Raw genomic sequence first — 16,123 nt, 5'->3', positions numbered from 1 at the left:
ATCACCTGTTCGGCGTTGTGGTTGGTTCGGGATTGTTCTCGTCTGTTTCATAAGGGATGTCGTGCTCGTCCCCAGTGGTGGCCGACGGGTCGGCGCCCGGGTCGGCGGGGGCGAAGCCAGGATCACCGGAATCCTGCTCGACCTGCACGTCGTCGAACGGCAGCAGCGGCTCCGCCCAAGGGAAGACCACGTACCACATCAGCGCGCCGAGGGCGCCGATCAGCACCAGCGACGTGACCAGCTTGTACTGCCAACGCCGAAACGGCAAATGGCGCCAGATCCACGCGTACACGACCGGGTCCTAACCCAACTCCGCAGGGCGGCCCTTGGAGCGTGCCTGCTCCCGGCTCAGCTGCGCGTGGATGATCAGTCGCTGGTAGTTGTCGAACTTAGGGTTGCACGTGGTCAGCGTCAGCATCGCCGTGGTGGGCTTCACGCCGGGCTTGCCCGGCACGGGCGCGACCACCTCGATCGCGCTCGGTATTACGATGTGGTTGCGGGTGACCTTGTAGACGAACCATTCTTTTTTGGTCTCGACTACGATCGCGTCGCCGACGTTGAGCTCGTCCAGGCGCCAGAAGGTGGCCCTGTTCCGGTGGCCGGCGACCGCGAAGTTGCCGACCTGGCCGGGGTCGGCGCTCCTGGGGTAGTGGCCCGGCGCGTACCGGATGGCCTTCTGCGTGACGCCCTCGACCACCACCCACTGCTTGTCCAGCTTGGGGATGTAGAGCCGCGCGATGCCGGTGGGCGGGCCAGGAGCGGACCCGGTCGGGGTGGGGCCGACGGTCGGGTCGGCCGCGGGCTCGTCCCACTCCTGGGCGAGCTGCTGGTCGAGGTCGTTCTGGTGGTCGCCGATGACCGCGGTGGTGCCCCAGACCTCGTACGCGGCGAAGAGCAGCACGATCACGCCGAACGTGATCATCACCTCGCCGAGGCCACGAACCCCGCTACGGATGCGTGACCCGACGGTCGGCCGGGTGAGCTCGGAGTACACGCTCTTGTAGCCCTCGTCGGTCTGCTCGGGGCGCAGCTTGACGACCCGCTCACCCCGACGGGGCTTGGGCGGCGGCGCGGCGGGAGCGCCGTCGCCTGCCAGTGGCTCGTCGGGCTGCGGAGGAGTAGGTGGTACCGCACCCAGCAGCCCGGTGGTCTCAGGATCGAGGCGGCCGACGGCGGGTATGAGCGTGGTGGCCGCCGGGTCAGGCGCCGGCTGGAACGACACCGTGACCGTCGGGGCGGGCGGCGGGACGGAAGGGCGAGGGCTGGGCCGTGGCGTGGGCCGTTCGGCCGCAGGAGAGGGCTCAGGGGTGGGCGGCGCCGTTGGCGGACCGGGTATCACCGGCGGCGCCTCGTCGGAGATCCGCGGGATGTAGGCGGTCTCGTCGTCGCCGTCGGGTGCGCGATGGCGGCTCATTTGGGCACCTCAACCGAGTTGAGCGCGCTCGAACCGTCGTACGCCGGCACGGTCACGCTCCCTTCGACGGTCTCCCGGTAGCCCAACCCGAAGTGGTTGACGGCGTCTCGGAAGAGTCGGACACCCTCCGAAGCGGCGAGTGCCTGCTGGAGCGCCGTCGGGTTGCCGATGGCCGTGATCTTGAACGGTGGGGAGTACACCCGCCCATGCAACAGCAGCGTGTTTCCGACGCAGCGTACCGCGCTCGTGGAGATCACCCGCACGTCCATGATCGACATAGCCTCGGCGCCGCCTGCCCACAAAGCGTTGACCACGGCCTGCACGTCGCTCTGGTGTACAACGAGGTCGTCGTTGCTTGGGTTGCCCGGCCGGTTCGTGTCGCCGAGTCGTGGCGCGTCGTCGAGTCGCACGGTCAGCCCCGGGCCACGCAACGCGGTGAAGCCAGCGGCCTGCCGGCTCTTGTCGCCCCGGCGCTGCTGCTCGGCGATCGGCTGGTCGGACCCGGCAAGTACGTCGGTCTCCGCCTCGACCTGCGCCAGCAGCGCCGCCCGCCGCTTGTCGCTCGCCTCGACCCGCTCGCGCCTGTCCTCGATGAGCTGGGCGAGCTGGGGACGGCGGTCTTCGCGCAAGGCGGTGCCGTCGGCGGTCGTGGCGCTGGTGGTGAAGAGCAGCCCAGCCGCGACAGCGATCAACGGAACAACCACGGACCACCCCGAACGCGGACGCACCGACCGTCGGGGCAGCAAACCGGCAACAGCCCGACGAAGCGCCTCGCGCCATGAGGTGGCGCCGGACGTGTATTCCACCGAGTCTCCCGTGCCCCCCTCGTGCTGCGCGCGTCGGCTTGACTACTCTAACTGTTGTTGCGATCCTCGCCCGACCTGACGGTAGGGCGCAGCGGCGCTAATCTATGGACAAGAGTTCTGACAGGAGAAAGCGTCGTGCCTAAGTCTCAGGTCCGTAAGAAGAAGGTCTACACGCCACCCGCCGACGTCCGGCCCGCCGGCACCCAGGCGGCAAAGAAGCCGAGCCCGATCTGGCTGCCGATCACGGCCGTTGGCCTGATCGCCGCTGGCATCGCTTGGCTGGTCGTGTACTACCTGTCCGAGACCGCGTACCCGGTCGGTTCCTGGGGGTACTGGAACCTCGCGGTCGGCTTCGGTGCGATGGTCGCCTCGCTGATCCTGCTCTCCCGCTGGCGTTAGGCGCCGGCTCACAACGCAAGAGGGCCGGGGCACCGAAGTGCCCCGGCCCTCTCTCCTCAGGTCAGAACGACGGCCTGCGGCATGGCACCGGCTTGCCGTTGATCACGGTCACGCTGCCCGGGGTGCACTCGGCCGGCGGGTTGACCGCAAACCGCAGCTCCGCCGGCAGGCTCCGGCCGCCCGCCGCGTCCACCGCCCAGACCCGGACGATGTGACCCCTGGCGGCGTCCAGCCCGTTGAGCACGAGTGACGTGGTATCGCCGCCGGGCGCCACGTTCGTCCGGTTCGGGCTTCCGTCGACCGATACCTCGTAGTGGTCGACCGCGCTGCCGGAGGCCGGCCGGTCCCAGGTGACCGTCGCGGACGTGTTGCCAGCGGCCCACTCCGTGGTCACGTTCCGCGGCACCGAAGGCGCGGCGACGCACTGGTACAGCCGGACGTCGTCGACCAGCCACTCCCGATCCAGCGAGGTCCGGGCGAGCCGGAACCGGAACCGCACGCTCTGCCCGGCGAGGCTGCTCACGTCGTACGACGCGGTGACGTAGCCCCTCGTCGAGGCGCCGGTCGGAGTCGGCGTGCTCGGGTCGGCTGGCAGGGCCACCCAGCCGCCACCGGCGTTGTACTCGATCGCCAGCCCGCCCGTGGACGTGTTGAACGTCGGCACGTTGTAGTGCAGGGCGAAGTGCGTCTCCCCGGCAGGGATCGTGACCGGCGTCCTCATCGTGGCGGAGCCGCTCGTGCCCGGCGTCGCCGCGCTCGGCATCCACCCGTACATCGCCCGCAGGCCCGAGTGTGCCCAGCTCACCGGCACCTCACCGGACGGGATGACCTGCCAGTACGCCCGGTCGAAGATCCAGCCACCGGTGCGCTCGATGTCGTCCTGGTACAGCCGGACGGCGGGCTGCTGGCCGGCGACGTTGCACCGGTCGACCACCGCCGCCGACGGGACGCTCGGCTGTGCGAACAGCGCGGTCGCGGTCACCGCGTTGTCGACCTGGGTGCAGTCGGCGCGCGTGATGCCGAACCGGCCGACGAGCTGCCGGCAGGCGCTCTGCATGGCAGCGCCCACGTCGGCGAAGCCGGAGCCGGTGGTGACGAGGTGCATCACCCGGTACCAGAGCTGGGCCGACTTGGCGAGGCCGATGCCGGTGACCGTGCTGCCGTTCTGCGAGCCGCCATCCGCGATGAGCTGGGCCGCCTTGTTGACCACGCCGGAGTTGATATGCACGCCACCGTTGTCCAGGAAGCCGGTGTAGTAGTTGGGGCCGCCGACGTACGCCGGGTGCCTGAACAGCTCCGGGTTGGCCATGTCGCGGATCGCGCCGATGCCGGCCTCCTCGCCGATCCGCCAGCGCGGCCCGTCCGTGCCGTGGGCCAGGTCGACGAACTCACCGAAGATGTCCGAGAACGCCTCGTTGATCGCGCCGGACTGGAACGCGTAGAAGAGGTTCGAGGTGTGCTCGGTCACGCCGTGGGTGTACTCGTGGGCCACGATGTCGTCGGCGACCAGCCCGGCGCCGAAGGTCAGCTGTGCGCCGTCCCAGAACGCGTTCTCGAACGGGCAGGCGAGGTGACAGGCTCGGACGGTGGTCCGGATCTGCATGCCTCGGCCGTCGATCGAGTCCCGCCCGAACTGGCTGGCGAAGTAGTCGTACGTCTGCCCGGTGAAGTTGTGCGCGGCGTTGACGTCGGCGACCGACGAGGCCGCGCCGCCCTCGGTGCGGGTGATAGCGGGTCCGGCGGGGTCGGCGCTGCACCAGTAGCTGCCGACATCGTTGAGGTCGGTTGGCCTGTTCGCCATGTCGCAGACGATGCGGTTGCGGGCGCGCCGGTGCTCGGAGAGGACCAGGACGGCCTTGTTGTCGGCGGCGTCGACCAGCGCCGACCCGAGCCCGTGGCCCGTGATGCCACCCGGGCCGTAGACCTGCACCCACCAGGTGGGCCGCAGTTGGGGCGCGCCCTGCCCGTCGACCAGACGCGGGTCGTAAAGCCAGAGCTTGGTCTGGCCGGGGACGAGCGTGCCGGCCTCGACGCCCAGTTCCTTGGCGACGGCGAGGATGGCGGTGCGCTGAGCGGCCGCCGTGCTGATGCGGGCGGAGGTGCTGACCGGCGGGCTCATCGCGGTCTCCGCGCTCGCGCCCAGGATGCCGCCGCTCCGGTTCAGCGTGACGAGAACCTGGCCGCCGAGGACGGGCAGGCCTCCCGCGTACTGGTTGAACCGCACGACGGTGTCACCACCGGCGAGCGTGGCGGTGCCAGCGGGCTTGGTGCTGGTGGCGGCGTCGAGGCCGAAGGCGCTGCCGTAGCGGTTGACGAACGCGTTGGCGGTCGTCTCGGCGCTGGCGCCGGCCGGTACGCCCAGCGGCAGCTTCAGCGCGTCGCCAGCGGGCGCGGCCAGCGTGCGTACTCGGCCGTTGACGACCCGAACCGCAGGCTGCTTGCCGCCGGCGCGCCGCAGCTCCTGGAGCGCGGCGGCGGAGGTGAGCCGGCCACCGGCCTTGGCGCCGCCCGGGCTGGGCGTGGGGTCGCCCGGCGCCACCGCGGGGACGGCTGCGGCAGTCTCACCGGGGCGGGCGGCGGAACCGGCGCCGACGAAGCGTGCTTCTGAGTCGTTTGAGTCGTTGGACGCGACGATTACCGCGGCGCCGACGATGGCAGCGAGTGCCAAGCAGGCGCCAGCACCGGCCGCGCGTACGCGTGGTCGCAAGAGAGTTCCTCCCCGTATTGAAGTCGGCGCGAGTCTAGAGAGACGCGTCACGGCCGCGCCATCCCCTGCTTGTCCTAAGGTCAGGGAGGAAGCCCACGTTACTGACCGGTAACCTTGTGGGTACTCTGGGAGCGCCGGAAACGAAGATCGGGAGGCCGGGAGCACATGGGCACTGTCCAGATCGTGACAACGGTGTTGGCTGCCGCCATTACGCTCGTGGCCGTCGCGCTGGCCGTACGCGCGGTACGCACGATGCTCTCGGTGATCCGGTTGGGGCAGCCCGACCCGGAGCGCTTCGGCGACAAGGGCACTCGGACCAAGCGGATGCTGACCGAGACGGTGGGCCACACCCGGATGCTCAAGTGGAGCGTCGTCGGTGCGGCGCACTGGTTCGTGATGGTCGCCTTCGTCGTGCTGTCGCTGCTGGTGCTGGAGGCGTACTTCGAGGTCGTCGACCCGCACGCCGGGCTGCCGCTGATCGGCGGCTGGGCGCTCTTCGGCCTGGCGACCGAGCTGATCGGCGTCTTCGGCCTGCTCGGCATCCTGGTGCTGATCGCGATCCGGCTGCGCAACCGGCCCGGCAAGGCGCGTGGGCTGTCCCGGTTCACCGGCTCGACGATGTGGCAGGGCTATTTCGTCGAGTTCGTCATCGTCGCGGTGCTGATCTGCGGGTTCCTCATCCGCGGGTTCAAGGAGGCGACCGGGCACGGCGAGTGGCCGGTGTGGGCGGCGCCGGTCTCGCACGCGCTCGGCGAGGTGCTGCCGGCCTCGGAGGCGGCGCTCAGCATCACCGCCCTAGTAAAGATCATCATCTCGATGACCTGGCTGATCACGATCGCGCTCAACGTGACCATGGGCGTGGCGTGGCACCGGTTCGCCGCGTTCTTCAACATCTTCTTCAAGCGCGAGCCCGCCCGCCCGGCCGGCTCCGGCCTCGGACCGCTGCGCCCCATGATGTCCGGCGGCAAGCCGCTGGACTTCGAGGAGGCCGACCCGGAGAAGGACCAGTTCGGCGTGGCGGCGGTCGAGCAATTCACTTGGAAGGGCCTGCTCGACTTCACCACCTGTACCGAGTGCGGCCGCTGCCAGTCGCAGTGCCCAGCCTGGAACACGGGCAAGCCCCTGTCGCCGAAGCTGCTCGTGCTCTCGCTGCGTGACCACGCGTACGCGAAAGCCCCGTACCTGCTGGCGGGGGACGATCACAGCAATGTGGACGCCCTCGCGCTGGCCGAGTCCCAGCGCCCGCTCATTGGCGGCCCCGACGACGGCGGCGTCATCGACCCCGACGTCCTCTGGTCGTGCACCACCTGCGGCGCCTGCGTCGAGCAGTGCCCGGTCGACATCGAGCACGTCGACCACATCGTCGACATGCGCCGGTACCAGGTGCTGATCGAGTCGTCGTTCCCGTCCGAGGCGGGGGTGATGCTGCGCAACCTGGAGAACAAGGGCAACCCGTGGGGCGCCCCGCAGAACACCCGCGAAGACTGGACAAAGGGCCTCGCCTTCGAGGTGCCGCGGGTCGGCGAGGTCGACGACTTCGAGTACCTCTTCTGGGTCGGCTGCGCCGGCGCGTTCGAAGACCGGGCCAAGAAAACCACCCGCGCGGTGGCCACGCTGCTGCACGAGGCAGGGGTCAGCTTCGCGATCCTCGGTGAGGGCGAGACCTGCTCCGGCGACCCCGCCCGCCGCATCGGCAACGAGTTCGTCTTCCAGATGCTCGCCCAGCAGAACGTGGAGACGCTCAACGAGGCGGGCGTGAAGAAGATCGTTGCGTCCTGCCCGCACTGCTTCAACACACTCGGCAACGAGTACCCGCAGCTTGGCGGCCAGTACGAGGTCGTGCACCACACCCAGTTGCTGGCCCACTTGGTGTCGAGCGGCAAGCTCACGCCGGTGCAGCCGGTCGACGGCGGCATCACCTACCACGATCCCTGCTACCTGGGCCGGCACAACCGCGTATTCACCCCACCCCGCGAAATCCTTCAGCAGGCCGGCACCGTCACCGAGATGCCGCGCAACAGCGAGCGGTCATTCTGCTGCGGCGCAGGCGGTGCTCGCATGTGGATGGAGGAGCGGATCGGCAAGCGCATCAACGTCGAACGCGTCGAGGAGGCCCTGTCGACGGGTGCCAAGACGATCGCCGTCGGCTGCCCGTTCTGCTACACGATGATCGGCGACGGCGTCACCGGCAAGGGCGCGGCCGACGAGGTCGAGGTCGTCGACGTGGCGACCGTGCTACTCCGCTCCGTGCAGCAGCAGGGCTGACCACCGGTGATCGGCTGGGCCAAGGCGTTCCTCGCCGAACCGTGGCCCGCGCTCACGCTCTTCTTCCTGGCGACCGCCGCGGTGGCGGTGTTCCGGCCACTCTCCCGCAAGCTGGGCTGGCCGGCACTGCCCACCCTCGGCGCCCTGCTCGGCCTGGCCGCGATCGCGACGCTCACCCTCCCACCGGCACCGGGCACCACCGAATCATCCGGACTCGCCGCCTGCGGCCGGGCACTCGCCGACCTGGAAGCGTTCGCCCGCGGATTGGTCGCCACCAACGATCGTGGCGAGCGCGTCGGCAACGTCCTGATGTTCATGCCGTTCACGTTCTTCGCCACCCTGGCGAGCCGCCGGCCCGGGCTGGTGGCCCTCGTCGGCGTCCTGCTTCCCGTGGCCATCGAGGTCGCCCAGTCGGCGCTGGATCTGGGCCGCGACTGCGCCGCGCGCGACTGGGCCAACAACGCCATCGGCGCGGTGCTCGGCATCGCCTTCGCCGTGGTGATGCTGCGGCTGATCAAGGTGGGTCGCGTGGGACAATGACGGCCGAGGTGAACCGATCATCGACGGCCTGTTACTGACCGCGCTCCTGCCGCTGGTCGGCTTCGTGGCGCTCACCGCTGGCAACGCGTTCTTCGTCGCGGCCGAATTCGCGCTGGTCACCGTCGACCGACCCGAGATCGACAAGCGCGCCGACGAGGGCGACCGGCGGGCCCGCACCGTCCGCAAGGCACTGCGGGAGCTGTCCTTCCAGCTCTCCGGCGCTCAGCTCGGCATCACCATCACCGCCCTGCTCACGGGCTACCTCGCCGAGCCCGCCCTGGCGAAGCTGTTCAGCCCGGTGATCCGGCCGCTCGCGGGCGACGCCACCGACAGCGTCACGCCCGCCCTGGCGCTCGGCCTCGCCACGCTGCTGTCGATGCTCTTCGGTGAGCTGGTGCCCAAGAACGCCGCCCTCGCCCGCCCCATGCCGGTGGCGCTGTCCACCGCAGCACCCATGCGCACCTTCTCCATAATGTTCCGCTGGCTGATCCGCGTGCTGAACGGCTCCGCGAACTGGCTGGTGCGCCGCCTCGGCGTCGAGCCCCAGGAGGAGCTGGCCAGTGCCCGCTCCCCGGAGGAGCTGGGGCTGCTCGCCGCGATCTCGGCGAGGGCAGGCGCGCTGCCGGCCGACACCGCGATGCTGCTGCGGCGCACGATCCGGTTCGGAGAGAAGCGGGCGGCCGAGGCGATGACGCCCCGTGTCGACGTGGTCGCGCTCAAGGCGGACGCCACGGTGGCCGAGCTGATCGCGGCCGCCCGGGAGACCGGCCACACACGCTTCCTCGTGTACGAGGACACGCTCGACCTGGTCACCGGCGTCGCCGGGGTGCCGGACGCGCTGGGCGTACCGCCGATGCGCAGGTCGACCACGACGGTGGCCGCGGTGGCGCGCGAGCCCGTCTACGTGCCGGAAAGCCTGGACCTCGACAGCGTGCTGGCCGCCCTACGCGCGGCGGACGCCGACCTGGCGATCGTGGTCGACGAGTACGGCGGCACCGACGGTGTCGTGACCCTGGAAGACCTGGTCGAAGAGCTGGTCGGGGAGATCGCCGACGAGTTCGACCCGGACTTGGTCGAAGACACCGGCCCGGTCGAGCTGACGGCCCTCGGCGGCCAGCAGAGCTTCCTGGTCGACGGTGTGCTGCGCGAAGACGAACTCCAGGAGCAGACCGGCTTCCGGCTGCCCGAGGGCCCGTACGAGACGCTGGCTGGCTTCCTGATGGCCCGGCTCGGCCACATCCCGGTCGTGGGCGAGACCGTCGAGGAGAACGGCTGGGAGTTCACGGTCGTCGAGATGGACCGGCACCGCATCGAGCAGGTCCGCGTGGTGGCTTCCGAGGAGGCGCACGCACTATGAGCGGCTTAGTGATCACCGTGGCTCTCCTGCTCGGCAACGCTTTCTTCGTCGGGAGCGAGTTCGCGCTGATCGCGTCCCGGCGTACCGTCATCGAACCGCTCGCCGAGACGTCGCAGCGGGCTCGCTGGGCCTTGTCCGCGATGAACCAGATCCCTTTGATGATCGCCGGCGCGCAGCTGGGGATCACGGTATGCGCGCTGCTGCTCGGCGCGATCTCCGAGCCCGCGCTCGCCCACTTCCTGGAAGGGCCGTTCCACGCGCTCGGCATCCCCGACGGCGCGCTGCACCCGGTGGCGTTCGTGCTGGCCCTCGGCGTGGTCGTGTTCCTCCACACGGTGATCGGCGAGATGGTGCCGAAGAACATCACGCTCGCCGGCCCAGAGGTGTCCGCGCTGTGGCTCGGCCCGGCGATGCTGGCGTTCTGCCTTGCGACCAAGCCGCTGCTGGTGGCGATGCGCTGGGCCTCCCGGATGGTACTGCGGATCTGGCGGATCGAGGCGACCGACGCGGTGAAGACGGTGTTCACCGCCGAGGAGCTGGCCGGGCTGGTCTCGCAGGCGCGCACCGAGGGCCTGCTCGACGCCGAGGAGCACGCCCGGATCACCGGCGCGCTGGCGCTCAACGAGCGCACCGCCGCCGACGCGATGCGGCCGTGGTCGAGCGTCACCACGGTCGCCGACGACGTGTCGCCCGCGTCGCTGGAGGTGCTCGCCACCCGCACCGGCCGGTCGCGCTTCCCCGTCGTACAGCGCGCCAACCGCCGGGTACTGGGCTTCGTGCACATCAAGGACGTCCTCGGGTACGAGGGCGCGCAGCGGATCGCGCCCGTGCCACCGGAGATCTTCCGCCCGCTGCCGGTGGTGCCGCCCGACCGCACTCTCGCCGAGCTCCTGCTGGCGATGCGGCGCGAACGCCGTCACATCGCACTCGTGAGTGACGGCCGCACTCCGCTCGGTGTGGTGACGCTCGACGATGTGCTGACCGCCGTCGTCGGCGCTTGATTTCTGTCGCTGATCTTCCATAGGGTGGCCAGCGGCCGATGTGGACCCGCTCGCCTCCCTTCCCCCCTCCGGAGGCTCCCTCGGCCACACCCCCAAGGAGCCGGACTCTTGTCTCTGCGCGGCCTTGTACTGCTGGCAACCGCGGTGTTCGCCGGACTGTTGCCCGCCACCGCGGCGCACGCCGCACCCACCGTCGACGAGATCGAAAAACAGATCGACACCCAGTGGGAGCAGCTAGAACCCGTCATCGAGCAGTACAACAAGGTGCACAACCAGCTCAAGGCGAACCAGAAGAAGGCCGCCGAGCTGGAGAAGAAGATCCAGCCGCTGTCGCTCCAGGCCGACCTGGCGATGCTGCGGATCGGCTCGATCGCCTCCCGGTACTACATGACTGGCCCGGGCTCCGACCTGAACGCGCTGCTGACCAGTGGCTCGACCACCACGTTCGTCGACCAGCTCACGATCCTCGACCGGCTGGCCGCGCAGGAGCACGCCCAGGTTGCCGACGTGATGGAAGCGCGCGACAAGTACGCGTCGGAGAAGGAGAAGCTCGACGCGCTCATCGAGCAGCAGAAGCAGCAGGACACCGAGCTGGCCGCCCGCAAGAAGAAGATCGACGGTGAGATCGGCCGGCTTCAGGACCTGCGCGAAAGCGCGTACGGATCCTCGTCGTCCGGCGGCGCGCTGCGGATCGGGCCGTGCCCCGCCGAGTACATCGGTGGGAAGGCCGGCACGGCGGTCAAGACTGCGTGCGCGCAGATCGGCAAGCCGTACGTGTGGGGCGCCGACGGGCCGGGGTCGTTCGACTGCTCGGGGCTGACCCAGTTCGCGTGGGGCAAGGCCGGGGTTGGCCTGTCGCACCACGCCGCCACCCAGTGGAAAGAGGGTGCGGTGGTGAGCCGCGCCAACGCCCGCCCCGGCGACCTCGTCTTCTTCTACAGCGATCTGCACCACGTCGGCATGTACGTGGGCGACGGCATCATGGTGCACGCGCCGCGTACCGGCAAACCGGTGCAGATGGCGCGCATCGACACTATGCCCGTCGTGGGCTTCCGGCGCCCGAGCTGAGGGGGTGGGGCCTCGCGGCCCCACCCAAATCAGAGGAACGACGGCAGGATCTGCACGTCCGCCAGGTTCACGAACATGATCCGGTGCCCGAACTGGATCTGCACATACTTCGTCTCGCCCCGGATCACCGTCCAGTCACCAGGTGACGAGCCGTCGAACGTCACCGCCCGGTAGTACTCGCTCGGCAACACATTGCCGACGGCGTACCGTTGCCCGGCCGCGAACGTGTACTGCAAGGGTGTGATCGCCTGGTAGGGCACGCCGGTCGGGTACGCCGCCTGCTCCGGGTACGCGCGCCCGTAGACGGGGATCGTCGCCTTGCCCGGCTTGGGTGTCACGACCAGGCCGGTCGACCACTTCGCCGCGGGAGCCGAGGGCGGGTTGTAGAACCAGCCCTTCTGCCCCAGGTACCAGATTGCCGTCCAGTCGCCCTGCCGGTCCGCGACCGCGTACGTCTGCCCCGCCGACACACGCGACCCGTGGTCCGACACCTGCATCGTCGTGTCGGCGCCGTTCGGCCGCAGCCCGATGTCCCTGAGCAGTGGCGCAGCCGGGTCCGGGGCGGTGTGCAGGATGACGGCCGAAGAGCCGCGTACCGGACACGGGTTGTTCGCCCCACCGGAGCATCCGGTGAATGCCGGCTTGTTCGTCGCGAAGTGCGGGTCGATCGTCACGAGGCCGGTCCGCGCCGTCCCGAACTGCCGGAACGGCGCCTTGAGCAGGTCGAAGTAGTGCGACCAGTCCCAGTACGGGCCCGGGTCCCAGTGCATGCCGCGCACCGTCGACGGCAGCGTGCCCGGCACGTTGTCGTGGCCGATGATGTGGTTGCGGTCGAGCGGGATGCCGAGGCGCGTCGCCAGGTGCCGCACGAGCTTGGCCGACGTGCGGTACATCGCTTCGGTGTACCAGGTGCCCTGCGCCGCGAAGCCCTCGTGCTCCAGCCCGATCGCCTTCGCGTTGACGAACCAGTTGCCCGCGTGCCAGCCGACGTCCTTCGCCTTGATGTGCTGCGCGATGTGCCCGTCGACCGACCGCAGCGTGTAGTGCCAGCTCACGTACGTCGGGTCGAGCACCAGGTCGACCGACGGCTGGAAGTAGCCCTCGGTGTCGTGGATGACGATGTACTCGATCTTCTGCTGCTTGGGACGGTTGCCCTTGTCGTGGTTGCCGTAATCGGGGTTGCCGTTGGCATCCGTCCACGCCTCGTACGGCGCCGGGATCCACTCGCAGGAGATGTCGACCGGGCACTCCAGGCCGTCCGGCCGTGCCAACTTGCGCAGGTGGAGCCGGTCCAGCCAGCCGCGCGCCGGCGTGATGCCACGGCCGGCGAGCGTGACGCGGTGGCCGTCGTCGGTCACCCTGGTCGCGCCGTCGCGGATCGTCGTGTAGACCTCGTCGGCGAAGGCCGCCGCGGCGTCGGCGCTGTCCGCGCCGCTGTACTTGGCCACGGCGCCATACCAGGCCGCCGGATCGCTCGCGCTCCCCGTCGGTCCAGCTATGGCTTTCTGGTACGCGGACAGCAGCGCCGCGCCACCCTTGATATTCGTGTTCGGGTCGGCGCGCAGGGCTTCCTCGGCGGCGCCGGTGAGCGCGGCGGCCCGGTCGAGGCTCTGGAGCGCCTCGGTCGCTGGCGGCGCGACACCACCGGAGTCGACCCGCTTCACTGGCCGTGCCTCGTCGCCGCGCGGGTCCTCCTCGTCGGAGTCGTGGTGATTGCCCGGCAGCGAGGACACGTACGCCGCGTCGGTCAGGTGCATCGGGCCGAACCCGCCGCTGGTGCTAGGTGTGCCGGCGTTGGTGTCCCACCGCGACTCCAGGTAGGAGACGCCGAGCAGCACCGCCTCCGGTACCCCGTACTCGGCCGCCGCGGCGGCATACTGTTCCTGCCGGATGCTCCCTGGTGCCGCCGTGGCGGGCGACGGGCCGGTCGCCACCAGCGTCGCGGCGCCTACCATCACCGCGCCTATCACCGCGCCTACCATCATTGGGCCTACCACCATTGGGCGTACCACCACTGGGCTGACCGCGATCCGCGTTGCTAGACGGTGCATCGAACCTCCTATCGATGGCCTTGCGATCACACTGGCCCGGCCGGCCGTTGGCGTCAATAGGTTCCGTCACGTGCAGCGCAGACGTAAAAAATCTTCACCGAGTGGGATTGCCGTCGGTCTTCGCAAATCTCCACAATCGAGCGATGTCGCCCAAGATACACGTGCTACTCCTGGCCGGTGACGGCGCCAACGTGATGCAGAAGGGGTACTCGACCGGCGGCGTCACGCAGCTCAAGCTCCAGGTTGACGGGAGCGCGGGCCACCCGAGCTGCGTCGTGGCCAGCAAGGCCCAGATCTACCGGGTGATCGCCCCGGTCACCGTGGCGGACGGCCGATGGCATGTGCTCGCCTGCACCCGTACCAGCACCAATCTGTCCATTTCGGTGGATGGTGCCGCGCTCGGCCGCATACCGGTACCCGCCGACGTGTCCATTGTGAATTCCGAACCACTTCGAATCGGTGCGAAGAACTTGTCGCCTAACAACGATCAGTACGCCGGGCTGCTCGATGACGTATTTCTAGTCATTGACTGACGTCGTTTCGATATACGTTCCGCTACGGGGTCGTATACGCACCGAAGAAACACGCCGTTCCGCTTGCGCACGCCGACACGCCGCTCCTACCCTTGGGGATCGTCGAGCCGGAGGCTGGCCTTCCACCGTGGAAGACCACGGTTCGATCCGTCGAATCGGTCGTCTCCGAGCCGGGGACCCAACCGCACCTCGGGGTGAATCCGCAGTCATGCGGTAGGGCGTTCTTCCCGCCCGAACCCGTCAGCTAACCCGGCAGGCGGTTCAGGGAGAAGGAGTGCGGACTCCGGTGGCTCGTCATGCCGCACGTCGTTCCGTCGTCACCATTCTCGTCACCTGCGCCGTCGTGCTCGGCGGCGGCACCGTGGCTCGGGCCGAGCCTTCCGCCGCGGAAATCGAGAAGCAGATAGATGTCGCCTGGAACCAGCTCGAACCCGTGATCGAGCGGCACAACGCCACCCGACTCGACCTTGACAAGAAGAAGCGGCAGATCGCCGCGCTCACCAAAAAGATCGAGCCGCTACAGGTGCAGATCGACGTCGCCATGGCGCGCGTGGGCGAGTTCGCCGCCGAGCAGTACAAGGGCGGCAACCTCTCGACGATCAACGCGCTGCTGACCACCGGCTCGCCCACCACCTTCGGCGACCACCTGGTGATGCTCGACCAGTTCGCGCGGCGCTCCCAGGCCGACATCCAGGCCGTGGTCGACCTGCGCAATCAGTACTCCAAGCAGAAGGAGCCCCTCGACCAGCTCGTCGCCCAGCTCAGCACGACCGAAGCGGAGCTGGCGGCGCGGAAGAAGCAGATCGACGGCGAGATCGAGAAGCTGGAAGACATGCGCCTCAGGGCGTACGGCAGCGGTGGCACCACAGGCGCGCTCGCGCCTGTGCCCTGCCCGTACACCTACCCGGGCGGCGCCGCAGGCACGGCGGTCAAGTTCGCCTGCGCTCAGATCGGCAAGATGTACCAGTACGGTTCCGGCGGCCCCGGCACCTTCGACTGCTCCGGCCTGACCTCCGCGGCGTGGGCGAAGGCTGGCGTCTCGCTGCCGCACAACGCCGCTGCGCAGCGGCGCGCGACCGACGACGTGAGCCGAAGCAACCTACGAGCCGGCGACCTCGTCTTCTACTACAGCGACCTGCACCACGTCGGCATGTACGTCGGGGGTGGATGGATCGTGCACGCCTCCCGCACGGGTGAGCCGATCCGGATGCGCAAGCTCGACGCCGCGCCGGTACACAGCTTCGGTCGCCCTGGCTGACATCGCACCCCGTGGCCGCGCCGTCGCGTGTTCCCCCGTCACGCGACCGCCCCGGCCAGTAGAGGCGCCCTCCCATCCATCCGGGATGGGAGGGCGCCCCTCTTTCCGCTTTGCGGGGGTGGCGTACTACCGGGTCGGCCAGACCCGCCAGCTCCGCCACGACCGGCTCGGGGTCGGCCCGCGCTGCCCCTGGTAGCGCGATCCGTACACCTCGGCACCGTACGGGTGCTCCGACGGCGACGAGAGCCGGAAGATGCAGAGCTGGCCGATCTTCATGCCGGGCCAGAGTGTGATCGGCAGGTTGGCGACGTTGGATAGCTCCAGCGTCACGTGACCGGAGAAGCCCGGGTCGATGAAGCCGGCCGTCGAGTGGGTGAGCAGCCCCAGCCGGCCGAGGCTGGACTTGCCCTCCAGGCGGCCGGCGAGCTGGTCGCCCAGCGAGATGACCTCGAGCGTCGACGCGAGCACGAACTCGCCGGGGTGCAACACGAACGGCTCGCCGTCCGGCACCTCCACCTCCGAGGTGAGGTCGTCCTGCTGCACCGACGGGTCGATGTGGGTGTATAGGTGGTTGTTGAACACCCGGAAGTGGCGGTCGAGGCGCACGTCGATGCTGGACGGCTGGATCAGCGCCGGCTCGAACGGTTCGAGCGCGAGCTTGCCCGCCTTGATCTCGGAGACGAGGTCACGGTCGGAGAGCAGCATTGACACACCATAGGGGACT

At 69.4% G+C, this 16,123-nt stretch carries 13 protein-coding genes, 1 pseudogene and 1 riboswitch; of the genes and pseudogenes, 8 read left to right on the top strand and 6 right to left on the bottom strand.

From position 1 onward, the window contains the following. Position 1: 1 nt before the first annotated feature. The 3 genes and pseudogenes from V6V89_RS05985 to V6V89_RS05975 form a co-directional block, all read right to left on the bottom strand. The gene (locus tag V6V89_RS05985; protein WP_334617912.1) at positions 2 to 292 is read right to left on the bottom strand and encodes a hypothetical protein; all 291 of its coding nucleotides are present in this window, start codon (positions 290 to 292) and stop codon (positions 2 to 4) included. A gap of 9 nt (positions 293 to 301) precedes the next feature. Further along, a pseudogene (locus V6V89_RS05980) lies at positions 302 to 1,372 on the bottom strand (class E sortase); the annotation flags it as partial. Between the two features lie 38 nt (positions 1,373 to 1,410). Next, positions 1,411 to 2,220, bottom strand: a complete 810-nt coding sequence (locus tag V6V89_RS05975; RefSeq protein ID WP_334617911.1) for a DUF881 domain-containing protein — start codon at positions 2,218 to 2,220, stop codon at positions 1,411 to 1,413. A 135-nt stretch (positions 2,221 to 2,355) separates the two neighbouring features. On the opposite strand from V6V89_RS05975, the gene V6V89_RS05970 reads away from it, so the two are divergent. After that, positions 2,356 to 2,619 carry a cell division protein CrgA gene (locus V6V89_RS05970; RefSeq protein ID WP_334617910.1) on the top strand — a complete coding sequence of 88 codons (264 nt, stop codon included), beginning with the start codon at positions 2,356 to 2,358 and terminating at the stop codon, positions 2,617 to 2,619. A 61-nt stretch (positions 2,620 to 2,680) separates the two neighbouring features. Here the strand turns inward: V6V89_RS05970 and V6V89_RS05965 are convergent, their stop codons facing one another. Continuing rightward, a complete protein-coding gene (locus V6V89_RS05965) occupies positions 2,681 to 5,326 on the bottom strand; it encodes a M4 family metallopeptidase (RefSeq protein ID WP_334617909.1) in 2,646 nt (881 codons plus the stop codon). Positions 5,327 to 5,491: 165 nt separating this feature from the next. On the opposite strand from V6V89_RS05965, the gene V6V89_RS05960 reads away from it, so the two are divergent. The 5 genes from V6V89_RS05960 to V6V89_RS05940 all read left to right on the top strand — a co-directional run bounded on the left by V6V89_RS05960 (position 5,492) and on the right by V6V89_RS05940 (position 11,557). Further along, positions 5,492 to 7,591, top strand: a complete 2,100-nt coding sequence (locus V6V89_RS05960; RefSeq protein ID WP_334617908.1) for a (Fe-S)-binding protein — start codon at positions 5,492 to 5,494, stop codon at positions 7,589 to 7,591. 6 nt (positions 7,592 to 7,597) lie between these two features. After that, positions 7,598 to 8,131, top strand: a complete 534-nt coding sequence (locus tag V6V89_RS05955) for a VanZ family protein (RefSeq protein WP_334617907.1) — start codon at positions 7,598 to 7,600, stop codon at positions 8,129 to 8,131. A gap of 46 nt (positions 8,132 to 8,177) precedes the next feature. Further along, the gene (locus V6V89_RS05950) at positions 8,178 to 9,488 is read left to right on the top strand and encodes a hemolysin family protein (protein WP_334617956.1); all 1,311 of its coding nucleotides are present in this window, start codon (positions 8,178 to 8,180) and stop codon (positions 9,486 to 9,488) included. After that, positions 9,485 to 10,489, top strand: a complete 1,005-nt coding sequence (locus V6V89_RS05945) for a hemolysin family protein (protein WP_334617906.1) — start codon at positions 9,485 to 9,487, stop codon at positions 10,487 to 10,489. The genes V6V89_RS05950 and V6V89_RS05945 overlap by 4 nt, the downstream gene beginning before the upstream one ends. Positions 10,490 to 10,597: 108 nt before the next feature. Further along, complete coding sequence (locus V6V89_RS05940; protein WP_334617905.1) at positions 10,598 to 11,557, top strand: C40 family peptidase; 960 nt, start codon at positions 10,598 to 10,600, stop codon at positions 11,555 to 11,557. 29 nt (positions 11,558 to 11,586) lie between these two features. On the opposite strand, the gene V6V89_RS05935 is transcribed toward V6V89_RS05940, so the two are convergent. Continuing rightward, the gene (locus V6V89_RS05935; RefSeq protein ID WP_334617904.1) at positions 11,587 to 13,542 is read right to left on the bottom strand and encodes an N-acetylmuramoyl-L-alanine amidase; all 1,956 of its coding nucleotides are present in this window, start codon (positions 13,540 to 13,542) and stop codon (positions 11,587 to 11,589) included. A gap of 209 nt (positions 13,543 to 13,751) precedes the next feature. Between V6V89_RS05935 and V6V89_RS05930 the strand changes: the two genes are divergently transcribed. Both V6V89_RS05930 and V6V89_RS05925 read left to right on the top strand, forming a co-directional pair. Continuing rightward, on the top strand, positions 13,752 to 14,141 hold the full coding sequence (locus tag V6V89_RS05930; RefSeq protein WP_334617903.1) for a LamG-like jellyroll fold domain-containing protein: 390 nt from the start codon (positions 13,752 to 13,754) through the stop codon (positions 14,139 to 14,141). Between the two features lie 138 nt (positions 14,142 to 14,279). Then, a riboswitch (cyclic di-AMP (ydaO/yuaA leader) is annotated at positions 14,280 to 14,415 on the top strand. Between the two features lie 12 nt (positions 14,416 to 14,427). Next, the gene (locus tag V6V89_RS05925; protein WP_334617902.1) at positions 14,428 to 15,399 is read left to right on the top strand and encodes a C40 family peptidase; all 972 of its coding nucleotides are present in this window, start codon (positions 14,428 to 14,430) and stop codon (positions 15,397 to 15,399) included. Between the two features lie 126 nt (positions 15,400 to 15,525). On the opposite strand, the gene dcd is transcribed toward V6V89_RS05925, so the two are convergent. Beyond that, positions 15,526 to 16,104, bottom strand: coding sequence for a dCTP deaminase (gene dcd / locus V6V89_RS05920; protein ID WP_334617901.1), 579 nt, complete (start codon positions 16,102 to 16,104; stop codon positions 15,526 to 15,528). Positions 16,105 to 16,123: the final 19 nt, after the last annotated feature.

It is taken from the genome of Micromonospora sp. CPCC 206061 (assembly GCF_036906915.1).
In the GTDB taxonomy this organism is placed as follows: domain Bacteria; phylum Actinomycetota; class Actinomycetes; order Mycobacteriales; family Micromonosporaceae; genus Phytohabitans.
Note: the sequence above shows the minus strand (reverse complement) of the source record. Positions and strands in the feature narration are given on the sequence as shown.

Coding starts and splice junctions, on each gene's coding strand:
- V6V89_RS05960 (WP_334617908.1), top strand. CDS start 5,492: ATGGGCACTGTCCAGATCGTGACAACGGTGTTGGCTGCCGCCATTACG.
- V6V89_RS05945 (WP_334617906.1), top strand. CDS start 9,485: ATGAGCGGCTTAGTGATCACCGTGGCTCTCCTGCTCGGCAACGCTTTC.
- V6V89_RS05935 (WP_334617904.1), bottom strand. CDS start 13,542: ATGATGGTAGGCGCGGTGATAGGCGCGGTGATGGTAGGCGCCGCGACG.
- V6V89_RS05930 (WP_334617903.1), top strand. CDS start 13,752: ATGTCGCCCAAGATACACGTGCTACTCCTGGCCGGTGACGGCGCCAAC.
- dcd (WP_334617901.1), bottom strand. CDS start 16,104: ATGCTGCTCTCCGACCGTGACCTCGTCTCCGAGATCAAGGCGGGCAAG.